This is a genomic window from Bifidobacterium rousetti (genome assembly GCF_008698235.1).
Lineage (GTDB): Bacteria > Actinomycetota > Actinomycetes > Actinomycetales > Bifidobacteriaceae > Bifidobacterium > Bifidobacterium rousetti.
This window is the reverse complement of the sequence record NZ_PEBH01000007.1, coordinates 158,545-184,620: the sequence shown is the minus strand read 5'-3', so window position 1 is coordinate 184,620 and position 26,076 is coordinate 158,545. Positions and strand designations below refer to the sequence as shown.

19 protein-coding genes are annotated in these 26,076 nt (G+C 65.5%); 12 read left to right on the top strand and 7 right to left on the bottom strand.

Annotation, left to right across the window (positions count from 1 at the left end):
• Positions 1 to 25 precede the first annotated feature (25 nt).
• The 8 genes from CSQ85_RS08750 to CSQ85_RS08715 all read left to right on the top strand — a co-directional run bounded on the left by CSQ85_RS08750 (position 26) and on the right by CSQ85_RS08715 (position 9,894).
• A complete protein-coding gene (locus CSQ85_RS08750) occupies positions 26 to 1,036 on the top strand; it encodes a glycoside hydrolase family 43 protein (RefSeq protein WP_150383723.1) in 1,011 nt (336 codons plus the stop codon).
• Between the two features lie 266 nt (positions 1,037 to 1,302).
• Positions 1,303 to 3,087, top strand: coding sequence for an FTR1 family iron permease (locus CSQ85_RS08745; protein WP_150383722.1), 1,785 nt, complete (start codon positions 1,303 to 1,305; stop codon positions 3,085 to 3,087).
• 109 nt (positions 3,088 to 3,196) lie between these two features.
• Positions 3,197 to 3,904 (top strand): iron transporter, encoded by a 708-nt coding sequence (locus CSQ85_RS08740; protein ID WP_150383721.1) that lies wholly within the window; start codon positions 3,197 to 3,199, stop codon positions 3,902 to 3,904.
• Positions 3,905 to 4,146: 242 nt separating this feature from the next.
• A complete protein-coding gene (locus tag CSQ85_RS08735; protein ID WP_150383720.1) occupies positions 4,147 to 5,424 on the top strand; it encodes a DUF2318 domain-containing protein in 1,278 nt (425 codons plus the stop codon).
• Positions 5,425 to 5,460: 36 nt separating this feature from the next.
• Positions 5,461 to 6,768, top strand: coding sequence for an ABC transporter permease (locus CSQ85_RS08730; protein WP_150383719.1), 1,308 nt, complete (start codon positions 5,461 to 5,463; stop codon positions 6,766 to 6,768).
• A gap of 81 nt (positions 6,769 to 6,849) precedes the next feature.
• Positions 6,850 to 8,199 carry an ABC transporter permease gene (locus CSQ85_RS08725; RefSeq protein WP_150383718.1) on the top strand — a complete coding sequence of 450 codons (1,350 nt, stop codon included), beginning with the start codon at positions 6,850 to 6,852 and terminating at the stop codon, positions 8,197 to 8,199.
• A 39-nt stretch (positions 8,200 to 8,238) separates the two neighbouring features.
• Positions 8,239 to 9,039 (top strand): ABC transporter ATP-binding protein, encoded by an 801-nt coding sequence (locus CSQ85_RS08720; RefSeq protein ID WP_107041580.1) that lies wholly within the window; start codon positions 8,239 to 8,241, stop codon positions 9,037 to 9,039.
• Between the two features lie 294 nt (positions 9,040 to 9,333).
• Complete coding sequence (locus tag CSQ85_RS08715) at positions 9,334 to 9,894, top strand: FMN-binding protein (RefSeq protein ID WP_150383717.1); 561 nt, start codon at positions 9,334 to 9,336, stop codon at positions 9,892 to 9,894.
• A gap of 201 nt (positions 9,895 to 10,095) precedes the next feature.
• On the opposite strand, the gene CSQ85_RS08710 is transcribed toward CSQ85_RS08715, so the two are convergent.
• Together CSQ85_RS08710 and CSQ85_RS08705 are read right to left on the bottom strand one after the other, a co-directional pair.
• The gene (locus CSQ85_RS08710; RefSeq protein ID WP_150383716.1) at positions 10,096 to 12,300 is read right to left on the bottom strand and encodes a YhgE/Pip domain-containing protein; all 2,205 of its coding nucleotides are present in this window, start codon (positions 12,298 to 12,300) and stop codon (positions 10,096 to 10,098) included.
• Entirely contained in the window at positions 12,297 to 15,011 is a 2,715-nt protein-coding gene (locus CSQ85_RS08705) for a YhgE/Pip domain-containing protein (protein WP_150383715.1), read from the bottom strand. Before CSQ85_RS08705 ends, CSQ85_RS08710 begins: the two co-directional genes overlap by 4 nt.
• Positions 15,012 to 15,305: 294 nt before the next feature.
• Between CSQ85_RS08705 and CSQ85_RS08700 the strand changes: the two genes are divergently transcribed.
• Entirely contained in the window at positions 15,306 to 15,731 is a 426-nt protein-coding gene (locus CSQ85_RS08700) for a hypothetical protein (RefSeq protein WP_150383714.1), read from the top strand.
• 411 nt (positions 15,732 to 16,142) lie between these two features.
• On the opposite strand, the gene CSQ85_RS08695 is transcribed toward CSQ85_RS08700, so the two are convergent.
• Positions 16,143 to 17,084, bottom strand: coding sequence for a hypothetical protein (locus tag CSQ85_RS08695; protein ID WP_150383713.1), 942 nt, complete (start codon positions 17,082 to 17,084; stop codon positions 16,143 to 16,145).
• A gap of 262 nt (positions 17,085 to 17,346) precedes the next feature.
• Between CSQ85_RS08695 and CSQ85_RS08690 the strand changes: the two genes are divergently transcribed.
• Positions 17,347 to 18,654: a putative ABC transporter permease gene (locus tag CSQ85_RS08690; protein WP_150383712.1), complete on the top strand. Its 1,308-nt coding sequence runs from the start codon at positions 17,347 to 17,349 to the stop codon at positions 18,652 to 18,654.
• Between the two features lie 126 nt (positions 18,655 to 18,780).
• Here the strand turns inward: CSQ85_RS08690 and CSQ85_RS08685 are convergent, their stop codons facing one another.
• Positions 18,781 to 19,971 (bottom strand): pyridoxal phosphate-dependent aminotransferase, encoded by a 1,191-nt coding sequence (locus CSQ85_RS08685; protein WP_150383711.1) that lies wholly within the window; start codon positions 19,969 to 19,971, stop codon positions 18,781 to 18,783.
• 300 nt (positions 19,972 to 20,271) lie between these two features.
• Here CSQ85_RS08685 and gndA point away from each other — a divergent pair, with 300 nt between their 5' ends.
• Both gndA and CSQ85_RS08675 read left to right on the top strand, forming a co-directional pair.
• Entirely contained in the window at positions 20,272 to 21,726 is a 1,455-nt protein-coding gene (gndA, locus tag CSQ85_RS08680; RefSeq protein WP_150383710.1) for an NADP-dependent phosphogluconate dehydrogenase, read from the top strand.
• Positions 21,727 to 22,015: 289 nt separating this feature from the next.
• Positions 22,016 to 22,306 carry a hypothetical protein gene (locus tag CSQ85_RS08675; protein ID WP_150383709.1) on the top strand — a complete coding sequence of 97 codons (291 nt, stop codon included), beginning with the start codon at positions 22,016 to 22,018 and terminating at the stop codon, positions 22,304 to 22,306.
• A gap of 171 nt (positions 22,307 to 22,477) precedes the next feature.
• Here CSQ85_RS08675 and CSQ85_RS08670 read toward each other — a convergent pair whose 3' ends face one another.
• From CSQ85_RS08670 to zwf, 3 genes are all read right to left on the bottom strand, one after another.
• Positions 22,478 to 23,338 (bottom strand): 6-phosphogluconolactonase, encoded by an 861-nt coding sequence (locus tag CSQ85_RS08670; RefSeq protein WP_150383708.1) that lies wholly within the window; start codon positions 23,336 to 23,338, stop codon positions 22,478 to 22,480.
• A 69-nt stretch (positions 23,339 to 23,407) separates the two neighbouring features.
• A complete protein-coding gene (locus CSQ85_RS08665) occupies positions 23,408 to 24,439 on the bottom strand; it encodes a glucose-6-phosphate dehydrogenase assembly protein OpcA (RefSeq protein ID WP_150383707.1) in 1,032 nt (343 codons plus the stop codon).
• A complete protein-coding gene (gene zwf, locus CSQ85_RS08660) occupies positions 24,436 to 25,974 on the bottom strand; it encodes a glucose-6-phosphate dehydrogenase (protein WP_107041593.1) in 1,539 nt (512 codons plus the stop codon). Before zwf ends, CSQ85_RS08665 begins: the two co-directional genes overlap by 4 nt.
• Between the last annotated feature and the right edge of the window lie 102 nt (positions 25,975 to 26,076).

The following is a 26,076-nucleotide window of genomic DNA, read 5'->3' as shown; positions in this document are numbered from 1 at the left end:
ATATACGACACATGGAGGATGAACCGTGTCCGACACGCGATACCTGTACGCCTACTTCCATGGCGATGACGCCCTCGACGACGATCAGCAGGTGCGTTTCGCCGTCAGCGACGACGCCCTGCGTTGGCGGGCCCTCAACGGCGGGGCTCCCGTCCTGCGTTCGTCCATTGGCGACGGCGGCGCGCGCGACCCGTTCCTCGTGCGGCTGCCGCACGGCGGGTTCGTGCTGATCGCCACGGATCTCAACACGAAGCACCCCCGCTATGCGGCCGCCGACGGCACCCCCGACTGGGATGTGATGCAGGTGCGCGGCAGCCACGCGATGCTCGTGTGGCGCTCCGACGACCTCGTCTCGTGGCGCGGCCCGGAGTCCGTCGACATGGCGGGCGATCTGCCGCTCGGTAACGTGTGGGCGCCGAAGGCCACCTTCGTGCCCGATCGCGACGCCTTCCTCGTGTACTGGTCGAGCGCGTGCGCGGCGGACGGCTACGCCAGGGAGCGCGTCTACGCCCGGTGGGCCCGCGATTTCGCGGTGTTCTCCGATCCGTTCCTGCTCATCGAGCGGAGCCATTCGTGCATCGACGCCGAACTGACGCTGTGGCGTTCCGCTTCCGTCCCCGGCGACGGCGGTGATTCCGGTGACTGCTGGGTGCTCTATCTCAAGAACGAGACCGACAAGACGATCGGCGTTTACCGGTCGCCGGAGCTGCTCGCCCCGGGCGTTGTATACGTTGCGGGCGTCAGCGCCCTCTCCCCGTCCTTCGCGCGCGTCCCCCAATGCGGGATCGACGGACTGCGCGGCGTCGAGGGGCCCTCGGCGGTTCGCCTTGCCGATGGACGCGCCCTGCTGTACCTCGACGAATACATGGGTGCCAAGAAGGGCTATTTCCCCCTGATCGGCGACGACCCGACAAGACCGGACTCCTTCCATCCTGTGCCCGGGGGCGCGTACCTCATGCCGGACGGCGCCCGCCACGGCTCCATCCTGCCGGTCTCCCGCGAGGAGGGGGAGCGGCTGGTCCGCGCGTTCGGGTGAACGGCGCGCGTGTACCGCATCGGATCGCCCGTCAAACCGTCTTGCGATGCGGAACGGGGATGAGACGGGAGGGTATGATGTCCGAATAGTGAGATGAGCTGATTCGTGAGGTGGACCGATTTTCGGCCGTTTTCCGCGGGTTCACCCTTTCGACAACCCCGTGAAAACCCGACTACCTCACGGACGGCGAAAAATCAAGACTGTTGTTCCAAGAATTTCTTATCTATCCTGTGGGCAGTTTTGGATTAGAGAGGAATTCAATCATCATGTCTTCACGCGCGTTCGCTGTGCTCAAACGCGCCTCGACGGGATTACGCAAGGGAATGTGCGCGTCCGCCGCGGCGCTGCTGGCCGTGCTCATGATCGCCGCGCTCGCCGTCGCCCCGCGCGCCGCCTCCGCCGCCGAGTCGTCGACCAGCTCCGCCACCGACTACGAGTCGTGGACCGCCGTCGCCAAGGCGATGGACAAGCAGCTCCAGTCCGGCATCAATGAGTACAAGTCCGGCAACACCGCGGGTTCCACCTCCGACTTCATGGCCGCGTACAACACGATCTACGTGGCCTCCAACTTCACCGCCGTGGTCAGCCAGACGATCGGCGCCGACAAGCAGGCCGCCCAGCAGCAGGCGTTCCAGGACATCCAGAACCTCTCCTACGTGCCCGGCAACGACGCGCAGATCGACGAGAAGATCACCGCGCTGACCGCCGACCTCGACGCCACCGGCCAGCAGCTCGACGCCAATGCGCAGCTCGCCAAGCCGCGCGCCTACGCCAAGGCCCTGCAGGAGCAGCTCGCCAAGGAGCGCAAGGAACTCGACGCCAAAAAGAAGAAGAACCCGGGCAAGGGCAACCGTTCCTGGACCGACGTGGCCAACGAGATGACCCCGATCCTCGACAACGCCTATAAGGCGTACGAGAAGGGCGACGGCGCCAAGGGCGCGACCCTCGTCAACAACGCCTACTACCAGTACTACGAGAAGCTCGGCTTCGAGAAGAACGTGATGAACGCCATCAGCGGCAGCCGCGTCTCCGAGGTCGAATACCAGTTCAAGATGTCCCGCAAGGCGATGAACACCGGCGCCTCCCCCAAGGAGACCAAGAAGCTCATCGACGACCTGAAGGCCATGCTGGTCAAGGACGCGGGCATCCTCGACGGCGGAACCGCCGACAAGGAGGGCGGCTTCACCAAGTTCATCACCAGCGCCGTCGGCCAGTCGTTCATCATCCTCGTGCGCGAGGGTCTTGAGGCGCTGCTCGTCGTCGCCGCCGTGATCGCCTACCTCGTCAAGTCCGGCAACAGGAAGCTCACCAAGTGGATCTACGTCGGCGTGCTCGTCGGCCTCGCCGGTTCCGGCGTCATCGCAGTGATCTTCGGCCTGCTGTTCGGCGGCTCCGGCCCGCAGCAGGAGATCATGGAGGGCGTGTGCGCGCTCGTGGCCATGTGCATGCTGCTGTGGACCAGCAACTGGATGCTCAACAAGAGCTCGGTCGAGGCGTGGAACCGCTACATCAGGACCAAGACCGAAGCGGCCGTCAAGACCGCCTCCTCGCAGGCCGAATCCGGTGAGCAGATCGCGTTCGGCACGGTCGTCTCGCTCGCGATGCTGAGCTTCCTCGCCGTGTTCCGCGAGGGCGCCGAAACCGTGATCTTCTACGAGTCGATCTACTCGATGAGCCAGGATTCGAAGGGCATGTGGACCGGCGGCATCGCCGCGGCCGTCGTGCTCGTCATCATCTTCCTGATCATCCGATTCACGTCGGTGAAGATCCCGATCGGACCGTTCTTCCTCGTCACGTCGATCCTCATGTCCGTGCTCGTGGTCGTCTTCGCCGGCGGCGGCGTGCACGCGCTGATCGAGGGCGACGCGCTCCCGGCCATCTACCTGCAGGGCGTGCCGACGAACGACTGGCTCGGCTTCTACCCGTACGTCGAGTGCATCGTGGCGCAGGTGCTTGCCGCCATCGCCGTGATCGCGCTGTTCGTGGTCGGCTTCATCAAGCAGCGTCGGCTCAAGGCGTCCGCGAACGCCGGAGCCGTTGCCGCGAAGTGACCGGCCGAATCCACTATCCGCCCATACAGACTTTCCCGAGTAATCGATAATTCAACAACCAACCAATCTGTGAACTCCAATCACAACCCAACATAGGAGAGAACAAGAAATGATGAAGAACAAGAAGATGGCCGCTCTGCTCGGCCTGCTGCTCGCCGGCTCGATGACCTTCACGATGGCCGCCTGCGGTTCCTCCAACACCAGCACCGCCGACACGAAGTCGGACTCCTCCTCGCAGTCCTCCGACTCCTCCAGCTCGGACTCCTCCAGCTCCGATGACGCCGCCGCCTCCGACGCCGGCGCCGGCTTCGAGGAGGTCCCGGTCGGCCCGTCCGGCACCGCCGAGGAGCAGGATCAGGAGGCCGGCCCGCTGACCGTCGGCGCCGTCTACTTCCAGCCGATCGACATGGAGCCGTCCTCCATGGGCCTCAAGGCCGCGGACGCCTCCTTCCACCTCGAGGCCGACATCCACGCCAACGAGAAGGGCACCGAGCTCGGCTACGGCAAGACTGACTTCATCCCTGACCTGACCGTCAACTACACGATCATCGACAAGTCCACCGGCAAGGAAGTCGAGGGCGGCACCGCCACCTCCGGTACCTTCATGCAGATGAACGCCTCCGACGGCCCGCACTACGGCGCCAACGTCAAGCTCGACAAGGCCGGCACCTACCAGCTGAAGCTCTCGATCGAGTCCCCGGCCAAGAAGGGCTGGATGCTCCACGTCGACCCGGAGACCGGCGTCAAGGGCCACTTCTGGACCGAGCCGATCGAGGTCACCTTCGACAACTGGGAGTACACCCCGCGTCAGTGGTAATTTCGGCCGCGAAACGGCGGAAATCACCACGGCGGAGTGATTGTCTCCGCCACCTAACAACCCAACAGAGCCCCCTCAACCTAAGAGGGGGCTTTCGGCCGATAAGGCGCATAGTATTCTGCGCCCGGAAGTCCGTTATCGCATTGACTACCCCTCAGACCCGCTTCGCGGGCCAGCTCCCCTGACAAGGGGAGCCGAGGGCGCGCAGGACAATCCAAAACCCCACAAGGAAAGGGCGCCGAATGCTTGAACAATTCGTTGCGGTGATGCCGGGGACGCTGGCCCCCGCGTTGCTGGTCATGTGCCTGAGCGTGATGCTCACGGTCGGCGAGGGCAAGGACAAGCCGATCAGCTCCCATTGGCGCCTGTGGGGATTCATCCTCGGCACGGTCGCGGCCATCGTGTTCGCGGCCCTGCGCGCCACGGCCGTCATCAACCAGCGCACCTTCGTCAACCAGCCGGTCCTTACGGTCGCCGTCGTCGTCGACCTGCTCGCGATCGCCGCGGTGATCGCCTCCCCGTGGATCGTCAAGGACTGGCGCAAGCACGCGATCTGGATGCACCTCGCCAACCTGGTGTCCGCGATCGCGATCGCCCTGACCCTCTTCTACGCCCTGCCGGACGTGATCCTCCAGCTGACGATCTGGGTGGAGCCGGACGCCCCGATCTTCACCTCCGACATGCTGCTGCGCGCCCTCGGCTTCCTGCTCGGGCTCGCCGCCTCGACGGTCGTCGCCCTGATCTTCCGCACGATGCGCTCGACGGCCGTGCGCGTCTCGTTCACCGTCGCCTCGGTGCTGATGATGGCGATCCTGTTCATCCAGCACGCGACCGGCCTGCTGCAGATGATCCAGGCCCACTCCCTGTACTTCCCGCGGTTCCTGTTCCAGCCGCTCGTCTTCTCGATCAACCACAACCAGCAGATGATCATGGTGCAGGCGCTGGTGTTCGCTATCCCGGCCGTCGCCTCGATGGTCGCGGGATTCCGCATGAAGACGAAGCCCGAGCCCGGCGTCAACGAGGCGACCGTGCGCCGTCACAAGGCGTTCCGCCGCCGCGCGATCGCCTCCGCCGTGTGGAGCCTCGTCGCGATGATCGGCGTGACCCTGACGCTCACCGTCGGCGTGTCCGCCACCACCCAGCAGATCACCCTCTCCCCGCCGGAGGACTACTCGTTGAAGGACGGCGTCGCGACGATCACGTTCGCGCAGGTCGGGGACGGGCACCTGCACCGCTTCGAATACAAAGCGAAGGACGGCACCGAGATGCGCTTCATTATCATCAAGAAGAACGGCGGCGCGTACGGCGTCGGCCTCGACGCGTGCGAGAACTGCGGCGACGCCGGCTACTACGAGAAGGACGGCAAGATCATCTGCAAGAAGTGCGAGGTCGCCATCAACCTGGCGACGATCGGCTTCAAGGGCGGATGCAACCCGATACCGTTCCCGTTCAAGATGGGCGGCGGCAAGATCACGATCCAGACCGCCGACCTGGACGCGCTGAGCGCCCACTTCCAGTGATGCAGTCAGCGATGCATTGAGACGGAGGCAAACACCATGTTCTTTCTGCGTATGATCGCGCGGTCGTTCACGCGCCAGCTGCGTCGGCGCCTGCTCATCGCCCTGACCGTGTGCCTGTCGGCCACGGTGTCGGTCGCGATGCTCGGCGTCGTCTTCGACGTGGGCGACAAGCTCAACGCCGAGCTGTCCACGTACGGTTCGAACATCGTCGTCCAGCCGAAGGCCGACGCGGTGGTCTCCGACCTGTACAACACCGAGGCCGGCTCGGCGGCGGGCGACCAGTCCGATCCGACCGCGTTCCTCAAGGAGTCGGACGCGCCGAAGATCAAGACGATCTTCTGGGCGTTCAACATCACGAACTTCGCGCCGCAGCTCAACGTGCACGCCACCGTCGACGGCGTGGACGTGCCGGTCGTCGGCACATGGTTCAACAAGACCCTCAAACTGGCGTCCGGCGAGTCGACCGTGGTCGGCGTCGAGGGCATGCGCTCGTGGTGGAAGCTCGACGGCGCGTGGCCGAAGGACGACAGCGATCAGGGCGTCATCGGCACGACCCTCGCCGAGAAGCTGGGCGTCAAGACGGGCGACACGATCACCCTCACCAAGAAGACCGCCGACGGCAAGACCAACGAGCAGAAGATCACACTCACCGGCGTCTACGATTCCGGCGACGACGACAACAGCTCGCTCTACATGGCCTCCTCCGCCGCGCAGGTGCTCGCGAACCTGCCCGATTCGGTCGACAAGATCGAGGTCAAGGCGCTGACCACGCCGGAGAACGATCTGGCGCGCAAGGCCTCGCAGAACCCGGCCGCGCTGAGTCAGGACGAGTGGGAGACGTGGTACTGCACCGCCTACCCGAGCTCGATCGCCTACCAGATCGAGGAGGTGATCCCGGGCGCCGTCGCCAAGCAGGTGCGTCAGGTCGCCGCCCTACAGGGCAACGTGCTGCAGAAGACGCAGGCCGTGATGATCCTGATGACCGCGCTGAGCCTCGTTGCCGCGGCGGTCGCGGTCGCGAATCTCATGGCCGCCTCGATCTCCGAACGCTCCAGCGAGCTCGCGCTGCTCAAGGCGATCGGCGCGACCGATGGCGCCGTCTCCCGCCTGATGCTCGCCGAAACCGCCGCGATCTCGCTCGTCGGCGCGATCGTCGGCGCATTGTTCGGCTCGGGCGTCGCGCAGCTCATCGGACAGGTGGTGTTCGCGTCGGGCATCACGATGCGCCCGATGGTGTTCGTCCTCGTGTTCGTGCTGCTCGCGCTCACCGTGCTCGTCGCCGCGTCGTCGTCGATCCGCTCGATCCTGAGCGTCAAGCCCGCGGAGGTGCTCCATGGCCGCTGAGTCATTCGGACGCGCTGCCCGTGCGGACAGGGCGATCGCGATGGGAACCGTGAAATCAATCGAGATGGAGGAAGCCGACCTATGACCAATACCGGTATGTTCTTCCGCATGCTCTTCGGCGCGGTGTTCCGCCGCCGGTCGCGTGCGATCATGGCCGTCGTCGCGTCGCTGGTCGGCGCGGCCACGCTGTTCTGCCTCGCGGCGATCTGCATCGCCGTCCCGCAGCAGATGAACGACGAGATGCGCGCGTACGGCGCGAACCTCATCGTCACCCCGACCGGAGAGACGGATGATCCGTCGGGCGCGTCGGCTGATTCGACCTTGTCCGACGCCTCCGCCGCGAAGACCGGCATCGACGCGGCGATGGTCAAGCACACCACCGAGATGGTGCGCGCCAAGGGCTCCGCCAAATACGCGACCTACCGCTACGAGAACGTGCGCGTCAACGCCGCGCCGTACGTGATGGCCGGCGTCGACCCCGCCCAGGTCGAGAACCTCAACCACCACTGGAACGTCGAGGGCTCCTGGCCCTCCGACGGCAAGGTGCTCATCGGCCGCGACGTCGCCGACGCCCTCGGCGCCAAGGTCGGCAGCGGCATCACCATCGGCTACCGCGCCTCCGACAACGCCGCGTCGTCCTCGTCCTCGTCCTCGTCCTCGGCCCCCTCTGACGAGGGGGCTGGCTCGGCGAACGCCGAGACTGGGGGAGAGACTTCCGGCCAGCAGTCCCAGTCCACCTCCAACCAGCCCACGCAGGACGGCCGCGTCTCCAGCGACATCATGGACACGCAGGGCACCGAGTTCCGCGTCGCCGGCATCGTCGACACCGGCGGCAGCGAGGATTCGATCATCTACGCGACCAGCGCCGACGTCGACAAGCTCACCGGCGTCACGCGCGGCGTCGACGTGATCGAATACTCCGCCTCCGCGTCCGGCGACGACCTCGCCGCCACCGTCAAGTCGATCAACGACATGACGTCGATGCACGTCAAGGCGCAGCAGGTCACCAAGATCACCTCCTCCGACACGCGCATCATCACGATGCTGCAGACCCTGTTCTGGATCGTCTCCATTGTCGTGCTTGTGCTCACCCTCGTCGGCGTGTCCACGACGATCAGCTCGATCGTCTCCCAGCGCAGTTACGAGATCGGCCTGAGAAAGGCGCTCGGCGCGTCCAGCGGCTCGATCGGCATGGAGTTCTACGTCGAAAGCGCGCTGTACGGCCTGATCGGCGGCCTGATCGGCACCGGCATCGGCTACGCGCTGGCCCGCGTGCTCACCGGCGTCGTGTTCCAGAGGTCGCTGCCCGTCAACTGGCCGCTCGCGATCGGCTCGGTGCTCTTCAGCGCCCTGGTCGCCGTGCTCGCCTCCATCCCGCCCGTCTCGCGCGCCTCGCGCATCGACCCCGCCATCGTGCTGCGCGAGGAGTAATCGCGCCAATCCGTGCCAATCCGCGAAAAAGGAATCATCATGCTGCTTGAACTCGATCACATCTCGAAGATCTACGGTGACCTGCACGCCGTGGACGATCTGAACCTCACCGTGCCGCAGGGCGAATGGCTGGCGATCGTCGGCTCGTCCGGCTCCGGCAAGACCACGCTGATGAACATGATCGGCTGCATGGACTCGCCGTCGAAGGGCTCCGTGAAGCTGGAGGGCCGCAAGCTCGAGGACCTCAACGCCGCGCAGCTGGCCGACGTGCGCAAGAACATGATCGGCCTGGTGTTCCAGAAGTTCTACCTCGTGCCGCATCTGACGGCCGTTGAGAACGTGATGGTCGCCCAGTACTACCACTCGGTCGTCGACGAGAAGCAGGCCCTCGAGGCGCTGGACCGTGTGGGGTTGAAGGACCGCGCCCACCACCTGCCCGGCCAGCTCTCCGGCGGCGAGCAGCAGCGCGTGTGCATCGCCCGCGCGCTCATTAACGATCCGAAGCTCATCCTCGCCGACGAGCCGACCGGCAACCTCGACGAGAAGAACGAGAAGATCGTCCTCGACCTGTTCCGCCAGCTGCACGATCAGGGCACGACGATCATCGTCGTCACGCACGACGCGCTGGTCGCCAGCTGCGCCGAACGCGAGATCATGCTCAATCACGGCGTGCTCGTCGGCGAGAAGTGGAACGACGAGAAGGCCCGCGCCGCGTACGAGGCCGCGGGCGGCCGTCCGGCCTTCACCGGCTCCACCGAGGAGGGCGCCCAGCGCGAGGGCGACCTGCCGATCGGCTTCGCCGACCCGACCAAGGCCGCCAAGACCGGCGGCGAGGAGTGACGGTCGCGCATTTGCGCATTTCTTAGGCAGGTTTTTCCTTTCTTAGGCAGGTCCACGGCGGTATCTGGTATTCCGAGCATTGGAAATCCGGGGTTTCCGGCTGTGGATTATGCCAAGATGTGCCTAAGAAATGAAAAAAGTGCCTAAGAAATGGGCTGACCTGCCTGTTGACAGGCCGAACGGTCTCCAGACGGCGCATCCGGCAGGCGAGAGGTTCGTCAAAAGCGGTTCGTCAATATCAAAAGATCAGTGAAGGTCAGTGGTTAGTCAGTGCAGTGCGGGAGGATGACGGATATGAGCGATAGGAATGACACGGCTGTCAAGGCGGTGGTCCTGACGGCCGCCACGCTGGCCTTGTTGGGTGGCGTGGCAGGTTGCGGCGAGTCGAAGGCCACGCCGATGGACGACCAGTACGCGGGCAACTCCGGTGAGACCCAGCAGTCCCAGGAGGAGCAGTCGCAGTCCAGCGGCGATGCGGACGCGGGGACGTCCTCCGATTCCGGCGACTCGTCCTCGTCCGACTCCTCCTCCGACGCCGCAAGCGGCAAGGACACCGGCAACTACAAGGACGGCACCTACTCGGTCAACGGCCAGTACGGCCCGGTGGGCGAGGACTCGATCGACGTCCACTTCACGATCAAGGACCAGAACGTCGAATCGGTCGAGGTGATCGGCCATCCGTTCACGCAGATCTCCAAGCAGCATCAGACCGATTTCGCCAACGCGATCAACGGCGTCGTCGACGGCAAGCCGCTCAAGGGACTCAAAGTCGACAAGGTCGCCGGCGCCAGCTGGACCTCCGACGCCTTCAACAAGGCCCTCGACGTAGTCCGCCAGCAGGCCTCCGTGCAGTAGCTCCGAGAGCACATCCAGAGGCCATCTGGCCCCCTCTGATAGGACGTTGCCGTGAAGCAAACAGCAGAGCTGTTTGTAGGCAACGTGCGAGCCGACAGGCGAACCGGTCATTTGCGCGCATAGCGCGTCCATAATTACAGGACGGCTGTCAGCCGAAGGCTGACTGGGGGAGAGAGCACGGGCGCCCGGCGGCCCTTCACGTCACGCGATGACCTTGGTGCTCTCCACCTTCGCCACGTACCACCGGTTGAACCTCACCAGCGGCTTCCTCAGCACGAGGCCGATCAGCAGAAGCGGCGGCACGAACAGCAGCAGCGCGCCCAGCGCCTTCCAGTAATCCATCGCGTAGATGCCCGCGATCGCGGCCCGCAACGCCTTCACCGAGTGGGTGATCGGCAACAGCGGGCTGATCGACCCGATCCAGTCAGGCAGCATCTGCAGCGGATACGCGGCGTTCGACCCGGAGATCTGCACGATGAGCATGAGCACGCCGATCGCCTTGCCCACGTTGCCGAAGCTCACCGTCATCGTGTATGTGAAGAACGAGAACACCAGCGAACTCGTCCATCCGGTGAGCATGAACAGCAGCGGGTGCACCGACTGCACATGGATGAACAGCAGGGCGCCGCCCAGCGAGAACGTGCTCTGCAGGAGCCCGATCAACGCGAACACGCCGTAATGCCCGAGGAACAGCTGATGCGGCCTCGGCTCCACGCCGCCGGCCCGATCGGCCAGCTCGCGGCGCACGCGGGCGGACACCGAGGTCTTCAGCGTCACCACCATGAGCAGCGCGCCCACCCACAACGGCAGGATGATGTACAGCGGCGCCAGCGCCGAACCGAAGTTGCTCACCGGGAACAGGGCCTTGCGCTTGAGCTCGACCGGCGCCGACAGCACGCCCGCGAGCTTCTCCGGATCGCTGCTGAGCACCTGCTTGACCATCGCCATGTCGCCGCTGTCCAGCGCCTTCGTGAGCCGGTCGTTGAACGTGCCCAGCTCCTTGCCCGCCTTCGCGAGCTTGTCGGAGACCGATTCCAGCGTCGTGCGCACGGTCGCCAGGCTCGACCGCGCCCCCTTGACCGTCGTATCGAGCTCCGTCAGCGTCTTGTCCAGCTTCGCCGACCCCGACTTGAGCAGCGCCGACGCCTCGCCGACCGCCGCGTCCAGCGAGTCGAGCTGCGGGCGCAGCGTCGCCGCGAAATCGGACTTCACGCCTTCGATCGCGGACTTCGCCTGCGCGGCCAGATCCTTGACCTCCGCCCGATGCGCCTGCGCGTCCGCGTTCTTCCCGCGCACCGAGGCGGCCGCGTCGGTCAGCCTCTTCTGCACCGCCTGCTGCAGTTCGATCGCGGCGTCAAGCCTTGTCAGCGTCGGGTCGAGCAGCCCCTGCAACCGCTCCGGCAGCGCGCTCTGGATGCGCGCGATCTCAGCGCGGATCGACTGGTATTCGGCGATCTGGTCGCCCACATGACTCGCCTGCGTCTCCAGCGCCTTCGCCGTGTCCTCGGCCTGCGTGCCGGCCGAGGCGTACAGCGCGTCGACCTGCTCGGACAGTGCGGCGTAGCTCTTCGCGCTCGCCGCGAGCGCCTGCGACAGCGCGTCCGCGGCGCTCGTCATCGCCCCGGACACGTCGTCGACGCCCGACGCGGCCTCCTTGAGCGTCTCGTCGGCCGCGTCCGCCGACCCCGAGGCGCCGGAGATCAGCGCCGCCGAATCGGCCAGCAGCGTGTCGGCCGAACCGGTCAGTGAGGCGTATCCGCCGACCATCGACGCGGTGTCGGTGAGCGTCGTCGAGAACTCGCCGATGTTCGCGCTGAACCGCGCCAGCGCGCTTTTCGCCTCCGGCTTCGACATGTCCTCGGCCAGCGACGAGGCGACCGACAGCGCCGTGCCCGTCAGCGTCTGGGCGAACATCTCGTTGATCTGCGTCGACACCTCGCTTGCGCCCTCCGTGGTGAGGTTCGGCGCGAGCGCGTTCTTCTTCTCGTTCTCGTAGTAGCTGATCTTCACCTGTTCGGCGTCTGTGGAGAAGAACGTCATCATCCTGCGGCTGAAGTCCTTCGGCAGGACGATCGCCGCGTAGTACTTGCCCGATTTCGTGCCGTCGATCGCGTCCGCCTTCGTCGTGATCGTCCAGTCGAGCTGCGAGTTGGCGCGCAGCGTGTTGACGACCGTGTCGCCGATCGTGAGCTTGACCGGGATCAGATCCGACTTGTACCCCTCATCGACGCTTGCGACCGCGAACTTGAGGTTCTTGAGGTTGCCGAACGGGTCCCAGCTCGCAGCGATGTTGAACCAGGAGAACAGGCCGGGGATCACCGTGAGCCCTATCACGATGATGATCGAGACGATGTTGCTGGTGAGCCGGCGCACGTCGCCGGCGAACAGACGCCATGTGGTCCTCATCGGTCGGTCTCCTTCCGGGTCTGGGCGTGTTCGGGGGTCTGAGTGTGTTCAGGGGTCGTGTGTTCGGGGGATGGCTTCGGCGGATTGTTCCGGGTCGCCTGTTTCCGCGCCTTCCCGCGCCCGCGCCCGCGCCCACGCCGGCGCTCGCGCGAGTGCTCGATTCCCTTGATATACGAGCGGATCGCGTCGTCGTCCAGATTGCCGAGCTCGGTCTGACGCCGCAGGCTGTCGCGCATGTACTCGATCGTGATCAGGAACGCCATGATCAGCAGCACCCAGATCAGCCACGCGAGCATCGCCTCGAGCTTCGTGTTCGGTGTCAGCGAGAACGTGACGATGAGTATCGCCGGCACCACCAGACCCGCGATCAGCGCCCCGCGCTTGAGCCTCGGATACTGCTCGGCGAACGCCGCCGCCGTGCGCTCGATGCGCTCGCGGTAGCCCTCGTGGTTGGCGAGCACGCGCACCGCGGCCGTCACGCGGTATTCGGTGCCGGGCATGTGCACCGGTTCGCCGATGATCATGTCGCTCTCGTCGATCTGACGCGCGAACAGGCGATTCACGTTCGCCATCAGCGGGCGCATGATCAGGCCGAGCGCGAACGCGACGACGGCGAACAGCAGCAGTCGGCCGATCTTGGAGAACCAGTACGTGCCGTAGAACCCGCCGATCGCCTCACGGAACGCGTCGATCGAATACGTGAACGGGAAGAACGGGTACAGGTTGCGGAAGAAGTCGGGCATCATCTCGATCGGATACAGACCCGACGCGCCCGGGATCTGCAGGATGATGAGCGCCACGCAGATGCCCTTGCCCACATGCAGGAACGTCGTCGAGAACGCGAACACGATCGACGCGTACACGAGCGAGGTGATGACGCCGGTCGCGACGAACGCGAATGGGTTCACGCTCTGCACGCCGATGATGAGGTCTCCCAGCGTCGTGACCGCGCCCTGCGCCGCGGCAAACAGGCCGAACAGCAGGAATCGGGCCATATAGCCCTGCGTGATCGTCATGTCCTCGATGCCCTCGTCGTCGGTCTCGAGCTTCATGATCACTGCGAGCGCGAATGCGCCCACCCACAGCGCCATGTTCGTGAACAGCGGCGCCATGCCGGAGCCGTACGCGTTGACCGGGTAGAGCACCTTCGTGTCGATCACGGTGGGGGAGAGCATGAAGCTCGCGATGCGCTTCGTGTCGAGCTTGCCGTCGGCGCCGAACATCTCGCTCAGCATGCTGGAGGTATCGAGGGCCTTCAGATCGGTGGAGGTCGTCTCGAGCTTCGTCTGCATGCGCTTCAAGGCCTTGTCGGTGTCGGCGAGGGTCGTGGATGTGGCCGCCGCGGTGCTCTCGAGCTGGTCGAGGACGGCCTTCGTCTGGGCGATGAGCGGGTTTTGGGCGGAGTCGCTTGTGCCGTTGCTCGTGCCGAGGCTCCCCGACAGCTTCCCCGCCGCGCCCGCCAGCGTCGTCAGCCCCTGATTGAGCTGCGGCAGCGATCCGGAGTTGATGGCCTTGCGCGCGCTGGCCGTCGCGTCGAGCGACGACTGCGTGGCCGTGTTGAGGCCGGTCGCGAGTCCTGAGACCGACTGGATCGTGTTGCCGGTGTCGGTGTTGAGCGTCTTCATGTCGGCGAGCGTCTCGGACGTGTGCCGGTTCTCGGTCTCGAGCTTCGCGATCGCCTTGTCGATCGCCGCGCGACCGGCGTCACCCGCCGGCAGCTCGGCCGCGATCGCCTTGAGCCGCGCGATCACCGCGGCGTTCGTGGCGTTCACGTTCTGCAGCGTCGTGATCGCGTCGCCGGCAGCGCCGTTCGCGACGGTCAGTCCGGCCGTGACGTGGTTCACGCCGTCGGCCGCCTGCTGCGAGGTCTTCGACAGCAGCGACGAACCGGTGTCGAGCGCGCCCGACGCGGTGCCCGCGAACCCGTTCAGTCGCGTCTGCACGCCGGTGATGAGCGTCGACGCGTCGCCGAGCCCGTCCCCTGCCTTGTCCAGCAGCGACTGGACCTCGTCGAGCGAGGCGCGCGCCTCCTTCGTCTTGGCGGGCGTCTCATCCAGCGTGGCCTTCAGCGAGGCGATGACCTTGCGTGCGCTCGCGACGTCGCGGCTCGCGTCGTCGAGGTCGTCGAGCACGCTCGAGCGCAGCGCGTCGGCCGTGCCGCCGGCCGCGTCGGTCGCCTTGTTCACCGCGTCGGACAGCGCCTCGCTCACCGTGGAGACGAACGTGCCGTTGACCTGGTTGTCGAGCGTGCTGGCGCCGATGTCGGTGATCTTCGGCGCGATCGCGCTCGCCTTCTCGTTGACGTAGTATTCGAGCTGCGGCCGGTCGCCGCCGGTGATCGCGCCGATCATGTCGTCGCTGAAGCTCGACGGGATGACGATCGCCGCGTACGCCTCACCGGACTGCACCCGGTTCAGCGCCTCCGATTCGTCGGCGAACGTCCAGCCGAGCTGATGGTTCGCCTTGAGCTGCGTGACGATCTGGTCGCCGAGGTTCGTCTTGCCGACGAGCGCGTTCTCGGTGCCCTTGTCGTTGTTCGCGATGACCACCTGGATGCCCTGCGTGTTGGTGTACGGGCTCCAGAATCCGATGATGTTGAACCATGCGTACAGCGGCGGGATGAAGATCAGGCCGGTGACGATGACCCAGGCCGCAGGCACTTTCGCTATGCGGATGAGGTCGCGTTTCAGTATCGCGAAGACGTTGCCCATGCGTGATCCCCTGCCCTTATATCGGTTTTTCGTGGTTGTTCCTGCGTTGTTCTGTAGCGGCGCGGCTCGTGCCGTCCTGCCGCTTCTTCGTCTAAAGTTGACGATCTGTCAATTTTGAGTGTGCCTGGCCGCTCCAACTGACCGCCCCAATCCAGTAACGGTAGTCCATGTGATTGATCGACGAGCCTGAATTGCCGTGTCGCTGGTCAAAGTGTCTAATTTGTGGGCGCTAGAATCAGAATATCGTTGGCGTCGGCCGCCGGGAGCCCGGTGGCAGCGGAAGGAGCATGTGCGATGAAGGACAACAACTACCTGCGTTCGCTGAAGGCCGGCCAGTCGAGGGCCTCGAAGAAGGGGCCGCGGTTCCAGAGCCGCACGCCCGAGCGCGGGCTCGTGTGGGCCGGTTCGGTGTACATGATCGTGATGGCGGGGTTCCTCATGCTTGGCGCGCTCGGCGTCATCCCCACCGCGAACGGCGAGGAGATCGGCGGCGGCAAGGTCGCCTATGTCGTGCTGTATTCGATCGTGTCGATCGCGGTCGCCGCGTTCGCATCGTTCGTGGCGTTCCGCTGGATCAAACCGGGCCATCCCGAGCGGAAGGTCATGTGGTCCCTGATCGGCGTCGTCGCCTTCACCGTGATCACCTTCGACTCGGTGGCCCTGCTCGTCTTCGGCCTCGCCCTCGGCTTCTACCTCGTCAAGGACCGCGTGCGCCGGTAACGCTGGCAGCATAGGCATCGCCGGCAGTGCCGATGCGGCGCCGATAAATAGGTGGGTGAGAGGCGGACGGACGCTTGTTCTGCCGGAGAACAGACTATCTGCGTTATCAGGGGTACTTTTGCCGGCTTGCGGACGTCCATCTCGCTTACGAGGGGTACCTACCCGCAGTATCCACCGCTCAAAACGGCTTTGCCCCGTTGCGCTCAAGCCGTTTCCGGCCCCTGATACCCGACGTATGTACCCCTCGTAGGCGAGATAGGTGTCGGGGAAGAAGGAAAAGTACCCCTCCTAACGCAGATAGGGACCGTTGGGGCTCCGCGCGCATGATAAGTCCCCGGTCGAGGGCGTATCAGACGGGTATGTCTGATACGCCATCGACCGGGGACTCGTTGGGAATTCGCGGAGGACTCGTCAGGCGGTGATGCCGTCGCCGGAGGAACTCCCGGTCAGGCCAGTGTCCGAAGAGTTGGAGCTGGAGGAGCCATCGGAATCGGAGGAATCATCGGAGCCGGACCCGTTGCCGCTGTTGCCGTCGGACTGTCCATTGGAGCCGGACCCGTTGCCCGGCATCTGGCCCATCTGGCCGTTGCCCGAGAACCCGCCGCCCATGTGGCCCATCTGGCTGTATTCAACCGACGATGACCTGTCGCCGCCGGCCAGCGCGTTGACCGTGAACCCTCCGGCGAGGCCGCCGATCAAACTGCACACCAGCGCGGCGACGGCCGCGATGGCGATCGTCTTTCCGCCGAGCTTCGCAACGGTCGTGCCGGACGTGCCGTAGCCGGGGCCGCCGGCGGGGCGGAATGCGGCCGGCGTCTGTGCGCCCTGCGGGAATCCGGAGGGGTTGGTGCCGACGCCGGCGGCTCCGGTCCCAGCGCCTGTCGCGCCGGCGCCGAACTTGGCGGCTCCCGGCCGATCCCCGTTCGCGCCCGCCGGGCCGAACCCTGTTGTTCCCGGTCCGAAGGCCCCAGTTGCCGCGCCGGTTCCGTCATTGGCGCCGGTTCCTCCGCTGACACCTGCACCGACAAACGGATTGTTCGGCTGCGAGGCACCTGAGCGATTCCCGGCGCCTTGGGTGTTGCCGTTCGTCGTACCGGCGTCGAATCGCGACGGGAATGCGTTCGGAGTTGCGGCTGTTTGCTGCTGGTCCGTGGACGATTCTCCTTGGGCGCTCGCGGATTTACCGTTATCGCCGCTCTGCACCGGCGAAAGCGGCACGGTCGCATCCGCTCCGGCTGCCTTGCCTGTTGCGGTTCCGTTTCCGGCTCCGCCGTTCGGCGTCCTCTGGATGATCGTGGTCTGCTGATCCTGCTTGCTCGGGTCGTTGCTGGTTCCGTTGCTGTTGTTGCTCATGATTGTTGCCTTTCTAAAAGTGCCCGTTGTCGTTCCGGGGGAGTGGCTGGGGCTTGTTTGCTGCTGGTATCAGTACACCGCCCGTTCCCGGATGGGGGCTTGGGCGATCGTGCACGGGCTCTGAAACCTTCCGACGACCTTTCCGAACGTTCCTTGAACGTTTCCTGAACGTCACAACGTCTGATGGGGGCGGAATCCCGACAAGGCGGAACCCCCGATGGGTAGAGTTGGACGCAACGAGATCCATGCGGAAGGAGAACCGATGGCCGACGAACACCGATCCGGGGGAACGCCTCAACCCAGTCAGCCGCCTCGGTCTGCCGATACCGATGCCGCTGCCGCTGCCGCCCTGCCGTCGGCCGCGATCGCCGATCTGGCCGCGGCCGAGGTCGACGAGGCCACCGACCTCGACGCGAAACGCCTGCCGCTCATCATCCGCATCTACGGCGCGCTCGTGCTGCTCGACGGCCTCGCCACGTTGCCGATCGTCGTATTCTCCTCGATCGACGCGGTCAAGGCGATCATGCGCGGCGAACTTGCGTTCAACGCGATGAGCCTGACCGCCGATCTGATCGCGCTCGACGCCGTCGTCCTCATCGTCGCGGCCGCCGCGATGATCGTCTTCGGCGTCCTGCTCCTGATGAACCGCCGCCGTTACGCCGCGCGCTGGGCGTACGTGCTCATGCCGATCACCCTGGCCGAGGGCATGCTCTCCCTCGCGCTCGAGGGACTCGGCCCCAACCTGTTGCCGTCCGCCGTCCAGATGGCCATCCTCGTCGCCGTCTCGATCGCGGCCGATCCCGCCCTGATCGAGGAGCGACGCCTGCAGCGCGCCCTGAAGCGCATGGAGGACCGCGACGCCTACGAGCGGGCCGTCAAGGCCGGCACACTCGGCCGCGACCCGTCCGGCAAGGGCTACATCTCCCTCGATTTCTTCAACATCTTCTGGCTGTTTATCGTCGCCTGCGTGTTCGGCCTCGCCATCGAGACCGTCTACCACATGGCGATGTACCACGGCGAACTGCAGGATCGCGCGGGACTGCTGTGGGGCCCGTTCTCGCCGATCTACGGCTGCGGCGCCGTGCTCGTCACCGTCGCGCTCAACCGCCTGTGGAAGGCGAACCCGTTCCTCATCTTCTGCGCGTCCGCGGTGATCGGCGGCGCGTTCGAGTACGCGACCAGCTGGTTCATGGAGGTCGCGTTCGGCATCACCGCGTGGGATTACACCGGCCAGTGGCTGTCGATCGACGGTCGCACGTCCGGCAAGTACATGTTCTTCTGGGGACTGATCGGCGTGGCCTGGGTGCGCTGGATCCTGCCGCGCCTGCTGCGCCTGATCAACCGCATCCCTTGGAAGGTCCGCTATTCGCTGACCCTCGTGTGTGCCCTGCTCATGGTCGTCGACATCGTCTTCACCCTGATGGCGCTCGACTGCTGGTACGGTCGCATGGCCGGTCTGCCGCAGGACTCCCCGGTCACGGCTTGGTTCGCGCGCAACTTCGACAACGATTTCATGTCCGCGCGATTCCAGACCATGACCCTCGACCCCTCCAAAGCCGGGCGTATGTAGCTGTGATTTGTAACGGGGCGGGGGACGGATTTTGCTGTACGCGACACACTCAAGGCCGTTCGGCCAAGCCTACGGTCGCGTACAGCAAAATCCGTCCCCCACGGTCTGCCTGAAAACAAAGAGCGATCAGAGTCCGTACTGTTCCTTGGCGAACCGCTCGAGCGCCGGGATCGACCGCTTGACCTTCTCCGTGTCGATGCAGTACGCCATGCGGAAGTAGCCCGGCACGCCGAAGCTCTCCGACGGCACGAGGATCAGATCGTACTCCTTGGCCTTCATGCAGAACGCCGTCGCGTCCTCCTCGAGCGCCTTCGGGAAGATGTAGAACGTGCCGCCGGGGCGCACCACGTCGAAGCCGATCGAGGTCAGCGCATCGTACAGCAGGTTCATGTTCGTCTCGTACACGCCGAGATCCGAGGTCTCGTCGAGCACCTTCGCGACGCCTAGCTGGATCGAGCTCGGCGGGCAGTTGTGGCCGGTGCCGCGCGAGATCTGGCCCATCATCGGCACGAGCAGCTCCGCGTCCGTGGCACGCGGGTTGACCGCCACGTAGCCGATGCGCTCGCCCGGCAGGGACAGCGACTTCGACCACGAGTAGCAGGTGAGCGTATTGTCGTAGTACTTCGCCGGGTACGGTTGCGTGGCGCCGTCGAACACGATCTCGCGGTACGGTTCGTCGCTGATCAGGAAGATGTCGTGGCCGTACTCCTCCTGCTTCGCGCGCAGCAGCCCCGCGAGCTTCTCGAGCGTCGCCGCCGAGTACACGGCGCCCGACGGGTTGTTCGGCGTGTTGATGAGGATCGCCTGCACGTTCGGGTTGAGCGCCGCCTCGAACGCCTCGAAGTTGATCTGGAAGTTCTCGGTGTCGGCCGGGATCACGGTCAGGTGCGCGCCCGTGCCCTCCACGTACGGCTGGTATTCGGGGAAGTACGGCGCGAACGTGATGATCTCGTCGCCCGGCTTGGTGACGGCGCGCATCGCGTGCGCGAGGGCGCCCGCCGCGCCCGTGGTCGGGAAGATGTGGTTGCCGGTGTAGTCCATGTCGAATCGGCGATTGAGCGATTCGGCGATCGCGTCCTTCACGCTCGGGATGCCCAGCGACGGCGAGTAGCCGTGGATCGCGACCGGATCGCCGTGCTCGTACAGGTCGACCATCGTGCGCGCGAAGTCGGCCGGCGCCGGCACGCTCGGATTGCCGAGGGAGTAGTCGAACACGTTCTCGTAGCCGATTTCCTTGCCGCGCGCCGTCGCGTACTCGCTGAGGGTGCGGATGACGGATTTGCCGCCCAGCATCGCCTTGTACTGTTCGTTGATCATCGATACTCCTTTGCTTGGCTTTCGCGTTGTCGGCGTGATCGGTTCCGTGGGGCCGGCCGATGAGATCCGACGCGGTCCGACGCAGGCCCGCGGTCCGCGCCGTCGCATACGCACCATTGAATCACCATTCAACCACTCACCGTGACGTTCCGTGGCCCGGATCGTCGGATCGGCGCGGATCGCCCGCCCGTAGTCAGCCTGTAATCAGCCATGCGCGAGACCGGTCTCGCTTCGGGCCGCACGCGGCGATAGACTCGGGCCTGTAAGGAATTTCTGTTCATTCGACTGAAAGGCAAGGCAATGGCCGAAGCTACGGCGAATATCGGTGTGATCGGACTGGCCGCGATGGGCTCCAACCTGGCGCGCAACCTGGCGCACCACGGCAACACGGTGGCCCTGTTCAACCGCCACTACTCGCGTACCGAGAAGCTGATGGAGGAGCACGGCTCCGAGGGCGCGTTCGTGCCGGCGAAGACGCTCGAGGAGTTCGCGGCGTCCCTGAAGCGCCCGCGCACCGCGATCATCATGGTCAAGGCCGGCGCGCCGACCGACGCGGTGATCGAGCAGCTCGAGGAGGTCTTCGAGCCGGGCGACATCATCGTCGACGGCGGCAACTCGTTCTTCAAGGACACGATCAAGCGTGAGAAGGCTGTGCGCGCGAAGGGCTTCCACTTCGTGGGCTGCGGCGTGTCCGGCGGTGAGGAGGGCGCGCTCAACGGCCCGTCCCTGATGCCCGGCGGCACCGCGGAATCGTGGAAGACCCTGGGGCCGATCCTCGAGTCGATCGCGGCGAAGGTCAACGGCGAGCCGTGCGTGACGCACATCGGTACCGACGGCGCTGGCCACTTCGTCAAGATGGTGCACAACGGCATCGAGTACGCGGACATGCAGGTCATCGGTGAGGCGTATGACATCCTGCGTCGCGGCCTCGGCATGGACGCCGAGGAGATCGCCGACGTGTTCGACGAGTGGAACAAGGGCGATCTCGACTCCTACCTGATCGAGATCACCGCCGAGGTGCTGCATCACAAGGACGCCGCCACCGGCAAGCCGTTCGTGGACGTGGTCGTCGACCACGCCGGCATGAAGGGCACCGGTACGTGGACCGTGCAGACCGGTCTTGAGTTCGGCTCCCCGGTCGCCTCGATCGGCGAGGCCGTGTTCGCCCGCGCCCTGTCGAGCCACGGCGAGCTGCGCGAGGCCGCCCAGCAGGAGGGTCTGGCCGGTCCGAACAAGACGATCGATCTGGACGGCGAGGATAAGGCCGCGTTCATCGAGGATGTGCGCCGTGCGCTGTTCGCGTCCAAGGTCGTCGCCTATGCCCAGGGCCTTAACGAGATTCAGGACGGCGCGAAGACCTACGGCTGGGACATCAACCTGTCCGAGGTGGCGCGCATTTGGCGTGGCGGCTGCATCATCCGCGCGCAGTTCCTGCTCGACCGCATCACCGAGGCGTTCAAGGGCGACAACCCGCCGGCCTCGCTGCTGTTCGACCCGTACTTCGAGAAGATCATCGGCGAATCGCAGGATGCGTGGCGCCGCGTGATCGTCAAGGCGATCGAGGCCGGCATCCCGACCCCGGTGTTCTCGAGCTCCCTGGCCTACTACGACGGCCTGCGCTCCAAGCGCCTGCCCACCGCCCTGACCCAGTCCCAGCGCGACCTCTTCGGCGCCCACACCTACGGCCGCGTCGACAAGCCCGGCGTCTTCCACACGCTCTGGGCCGAAGAAGGCAAGCCTGAGATCGAGGAGTGAGCTCTTCGATCTCAGGCTTAGGGGAGCCCGGTGGGCTCCCCGGCCTTCTTCGGAGCGAGGCGGTTTACCGTCGAGCCAGCGCTGAGTCTCGCCGTAAGGCGAGTTCGTAATTGCTGGGGCCGAAGGCGAACCGGCAAGCCCGAAATCGAGGAGTAGCCTCCCTGATCAGGGCTTCGTCACCAGCGTTCTCGGCTCCCCTTGCCAGGGGAGCTGGCCGCGAAGCGGCCTGAGGGGTAGTCAATGTGACGATGAATCTCTGACATGAAATGTGCCCCAAAGAAGCTCCTGAATGTGTTGCGCTGAGTCGTGGTCAGCGCAACACATTCAGGAAACCCTGCCGCTCAACGCAAGAATCATCAATAATCGCGTTGAACGGCACCATTCTTTGCCGCTCAACGCGATTTTCAATGATTTCTCCGCTGAGCGGCAGTCAAATCCCCAATGGCTGTATTCGGTCGGGATTCTCTATGCCCAACATCCTTGGAAAACAGCCATTTTGACAATCTGCCAATTTTGGCGTGTACTCAACATCGCTGACGCAAGTGCCGTTCAACGCAATAATCCAGGAAAATCGCGCTGAACGGCACCATCCTCTGCCGCTCAACGCGAATCTCGCGATTTCTTCTCTGAACGGCAATCAGGCAACGGATAAGGTTCCGTTTCACCCCGTTCGAAGACGCCGGATATTGGGAAACGCCAAAACACGGGGCTGCGGAGCGGTTGCACTCCGTAGCCCCGTGATGCCAAGTCGTCACAGCTTGACGACGGTCTCCTCGGTGGAGAACCAGACGAACTCGTCCGTGCCGCCGGCGAACGACGACGGGTACTCCGGGTCACCGCCGGCTTCGGCGCCCGCGAACACATGCGCGAGCGATTCGGCCTTGCCGGCGCCGGCCGCGAAGAACCAAGTGCGACGGGAACGCGCGATCAGCGGCGCCGACAGCGAGACGCGCAGCGGCGGCATCTTCGGCGAGTGGCTCACGCCCACGGCGAGGCGGTCGCCGACCAGCACCTCAGAATGTCCGGACGACTTCGGGAACAGCGAGGCGTAGTGCCCGTCCGGCCCCATGCCGAGGATCATCAGGTCGATGACCGGCTCGGGACCCAGTTCGTGCGTCAGCTCGTCCTCGTATGCGCGCGCGGCGGCATCGAGCAGCGCGTCGTTCTCGGCGTCCGCGGCCGAACGCACGAACTCGTCGGCGGACGCCGCGTCGGCCGTGACCTTCGCGATTTCGTCCGCCGGACGCACGTCCGGGGCCATCTCGTGGATGTTCGATTCCGGCAGCCTGCCGTCGGCGACCAGTCGGTCGAGCAGCAGTCGACGGGCCTCGAGCGCGTTGCGATCGGCGGAATCGGCCGGCACGAACCGCTCGTCGCTCCACCAGAAGTGGACGCGCGACAAGTCGATGGACGCCGCCAGCGGATCGTCGAGGACCAGTCCGAGCGGCTGGGCGGCGGAACCACCGGACAACGCGACGTCGACGTGCTCGCGGTGGCTGCCGTCGGGCAGCCGCTCGGCGAGCAGCTCCAGCAGCGCGAGCGTGAAACGCTGCGCGCCGGCCTGGATCATGAGATCCTTGTTCGGGTAGACGATGAGTGTGCGGTGTGCCATGTTCAACTCCTTTGTGGTTCCGCTTCTGTGGTTTCGCTTGGTTCCGCTTGATTCTGGGCCAATGCCGGCTCAGTGCCGGATCAGGTCCCAGCCCTCGTTGATGACCTCGGCGTAGATCTCGTCCGGGTCGATGCGACGCAGCTCCTCGGTCAGGCAGTCCTCGATCGTGCGCACCGGCACCGAGATCGGCTGCGGCGTCTGGCCGGGCATCGAGATCAGCGCCTGATCCTCATACGGGCGTTCGAGCGAGACCACGCCGTCGGCGCGCGTCAGGTACACGCCGGTCACCGCTTCGGCGTCGTCGACGTATTCCACATCGACCGGCACGCCGAGCTTGAGACGCAACCACGCGCACAGCAGGTCCATCGGGAGGAACTCCTTCGGACCGCTCACCTTCACGGCGGTGATCGGCAGGTGCGGCGGCTGGTCGAGCATCGAGGCGAGCATCGCGCGCCAGACGGTCAGACGCGTCCACGACAGGTCCACGTCCTCCGGCGTCCAGTTGCGGCGCAGGCGTTCGATCGTCGCTTCCGGGTTGCTTGAGTGCATCGCGTCGGTGAGACGGCTGCGGGCCATCGCGCCCATGAGGTCCTTCGACGGGTTCGACGGGGGAGTGGTCGGCCACCACGCGACGACCGGCACGTCCGGCACGAGCAGCGGGATGACGAGCGTGTCCGGATGGTTGATGAGTCCGTTGCGGGGACGCAGGATGATGATCTCGCCCGCGCCGGCGTCCGCGCCGAAGCGCACCTGCGCGTCGAGGTTCGATCCCGCGGGGCCGTCGGTCAGGTCGACCGCCGGGTTGTCGGTCTTCTCCATCGCCTTGACTTCGCCGTCGCCGCCGTCCCCAGCGCCGTCGCCAGCAGAGGCGACGCCTTCCTGATCGCGGCGCGACGTATCCGGCACGATCGCGATCACACGGCACGGGTGCTCGCGGCTGGCCGCGTTCGCGATGGCCAGCGCGTGCTCCAGATCGGCGTCGTCGGTGGCGATGAGCAGTGTCAGCACGCGGCCCGTCGCCGACTCGCCGCGCTCCTCGTGCAGCTGTTCGATCTTGTGGGCGATTTCGCGCGTACGCGTGTTCGGCATATCGATGATCATGGCATCCTCCAGTGGCGGCCTTCGCGCGCCAGCATCTCGTCGGCCTCGGCCGGGCCCCACGTGCCCGCACGGTAGGGCTGCGGCTGGCCGAGCGTGGACCAGAAGTCTTCAATCGGATCGAGGATCTCCCAGCTGAGGTTCACCTCTTCGGTGGTCGGGAACAGCGGCGGATCGCCGAGCAGCACGTCGAGGATCAGTCGTTCGTAGGCTTCGGGGGAGTTCTCGGTGAAGGAACGGCCGTAGCTGAAGTCCATGTTGACGTCGCGGACCTCCATCGTGGTGCCGCCGGGGACCTTCGCGCCGAATCGCATCGTCACACCTTCGTCCGGCTGGACGCGGATGACGATCGCGTTCTTGCCGAGCTCGCGCACGGCGGTCTGTTCGAACGGCAGGTGCGGCGCGCGCTTGAACACGACGGCGATCTCGGTGACGCGCTTGCCGAGGCGCTTGCCGCAGCGCAGATAGAACGGCACGCCGGCCCAGCGACGCGTGTCGATGTCGAGCCGGATCGCGGCGTACGTCTCGGTGGTCGACTTCGGATCGATGCCCTTCTCCTCGAGGTAGCCGACGACTTCGTGCGAGCCCTGCCAGCCCTTCGCGTACTGGCCGCGCGCCGTATTGGCGGCGAGGTCGTGCGGCAGGCGCACGGCGGAGAGCACCTTGGTCTTCTCGGCCGTGAGGTCCTTGGCGGTGAAGCTCACCGGCTCCTCCATCGCGGTCAGGGCCATGAGCTGCAGCAGGTGGTTCTGGATGACGTCGCGCGCGGCGCCGATGCCGTCGTAATAGCCGGCGCGGCCGCCGATGCCGATGTCCTCGGCCATCGTGATCTGGACGTGATCGACGTAGTTCGCGTTCCAGATCGGCTCGTACATCGAGTTGGCGAATCGCAGCGCGAGCAGGTTCTGCACGGTCTCCTTGCCGAGGTAGTGGTCGATGCGGAACACCGAGCTCGGTTCGAACACCTCGGAGACGACGCGATCGAGCTCCTTGGCGCTGGCGAGGTCATGGCCGAACGGCTTCTCGATGATGACGCGACGCCACGCGCCCTCGCTTGAGCGGGACAGGCCGGAGGCGGCCAGCTGCTTGGCGACGATCGGGAACGCGCGCGGCGGCACCGACATGTAGAAGGCGTGGTTGCCGCGCGTGCCGCGGTCGCGGTCGAGCTCCTGCACGGTGGCGCTCAGGCGTTCGAACGCCTCCGGGTCGTCGAACGTGCCCTGCACGAAGCGGATGCCGGCTGCGAGGTTCTTCCATGTCGACTCTTTGAACGGGGTGCGGCAGCGGGCCTTGACCGCGGTCTTGACGAATTCGATGAAATGCTCCTGCGTCCAGTCGCGTCGCGCGAAGCCGGTCAGACCGAAGCTCGGCGGCAGCAGGCCGCGGTTCGCGAGATCGTACACGGCCGGCAGCAGCTTCTTCTGAGCCAGATCGCCCGTGACTCCGAAGATGACCAGACTGCACGGTCCGGCGATGCGGGGCAATCGCAGGTCGCGCGGATCGCGCAACGGATTGATCCATGTGGGTTCTTCACTCATGCCTCTTATCGTAGCCGTCGGCGCACGGCTTTCGTCAAGGGCGTACCGGCCCACGACGCGTGATTTCGCGCACGCCGATATAAGTTGTATCTATGGCGCGTG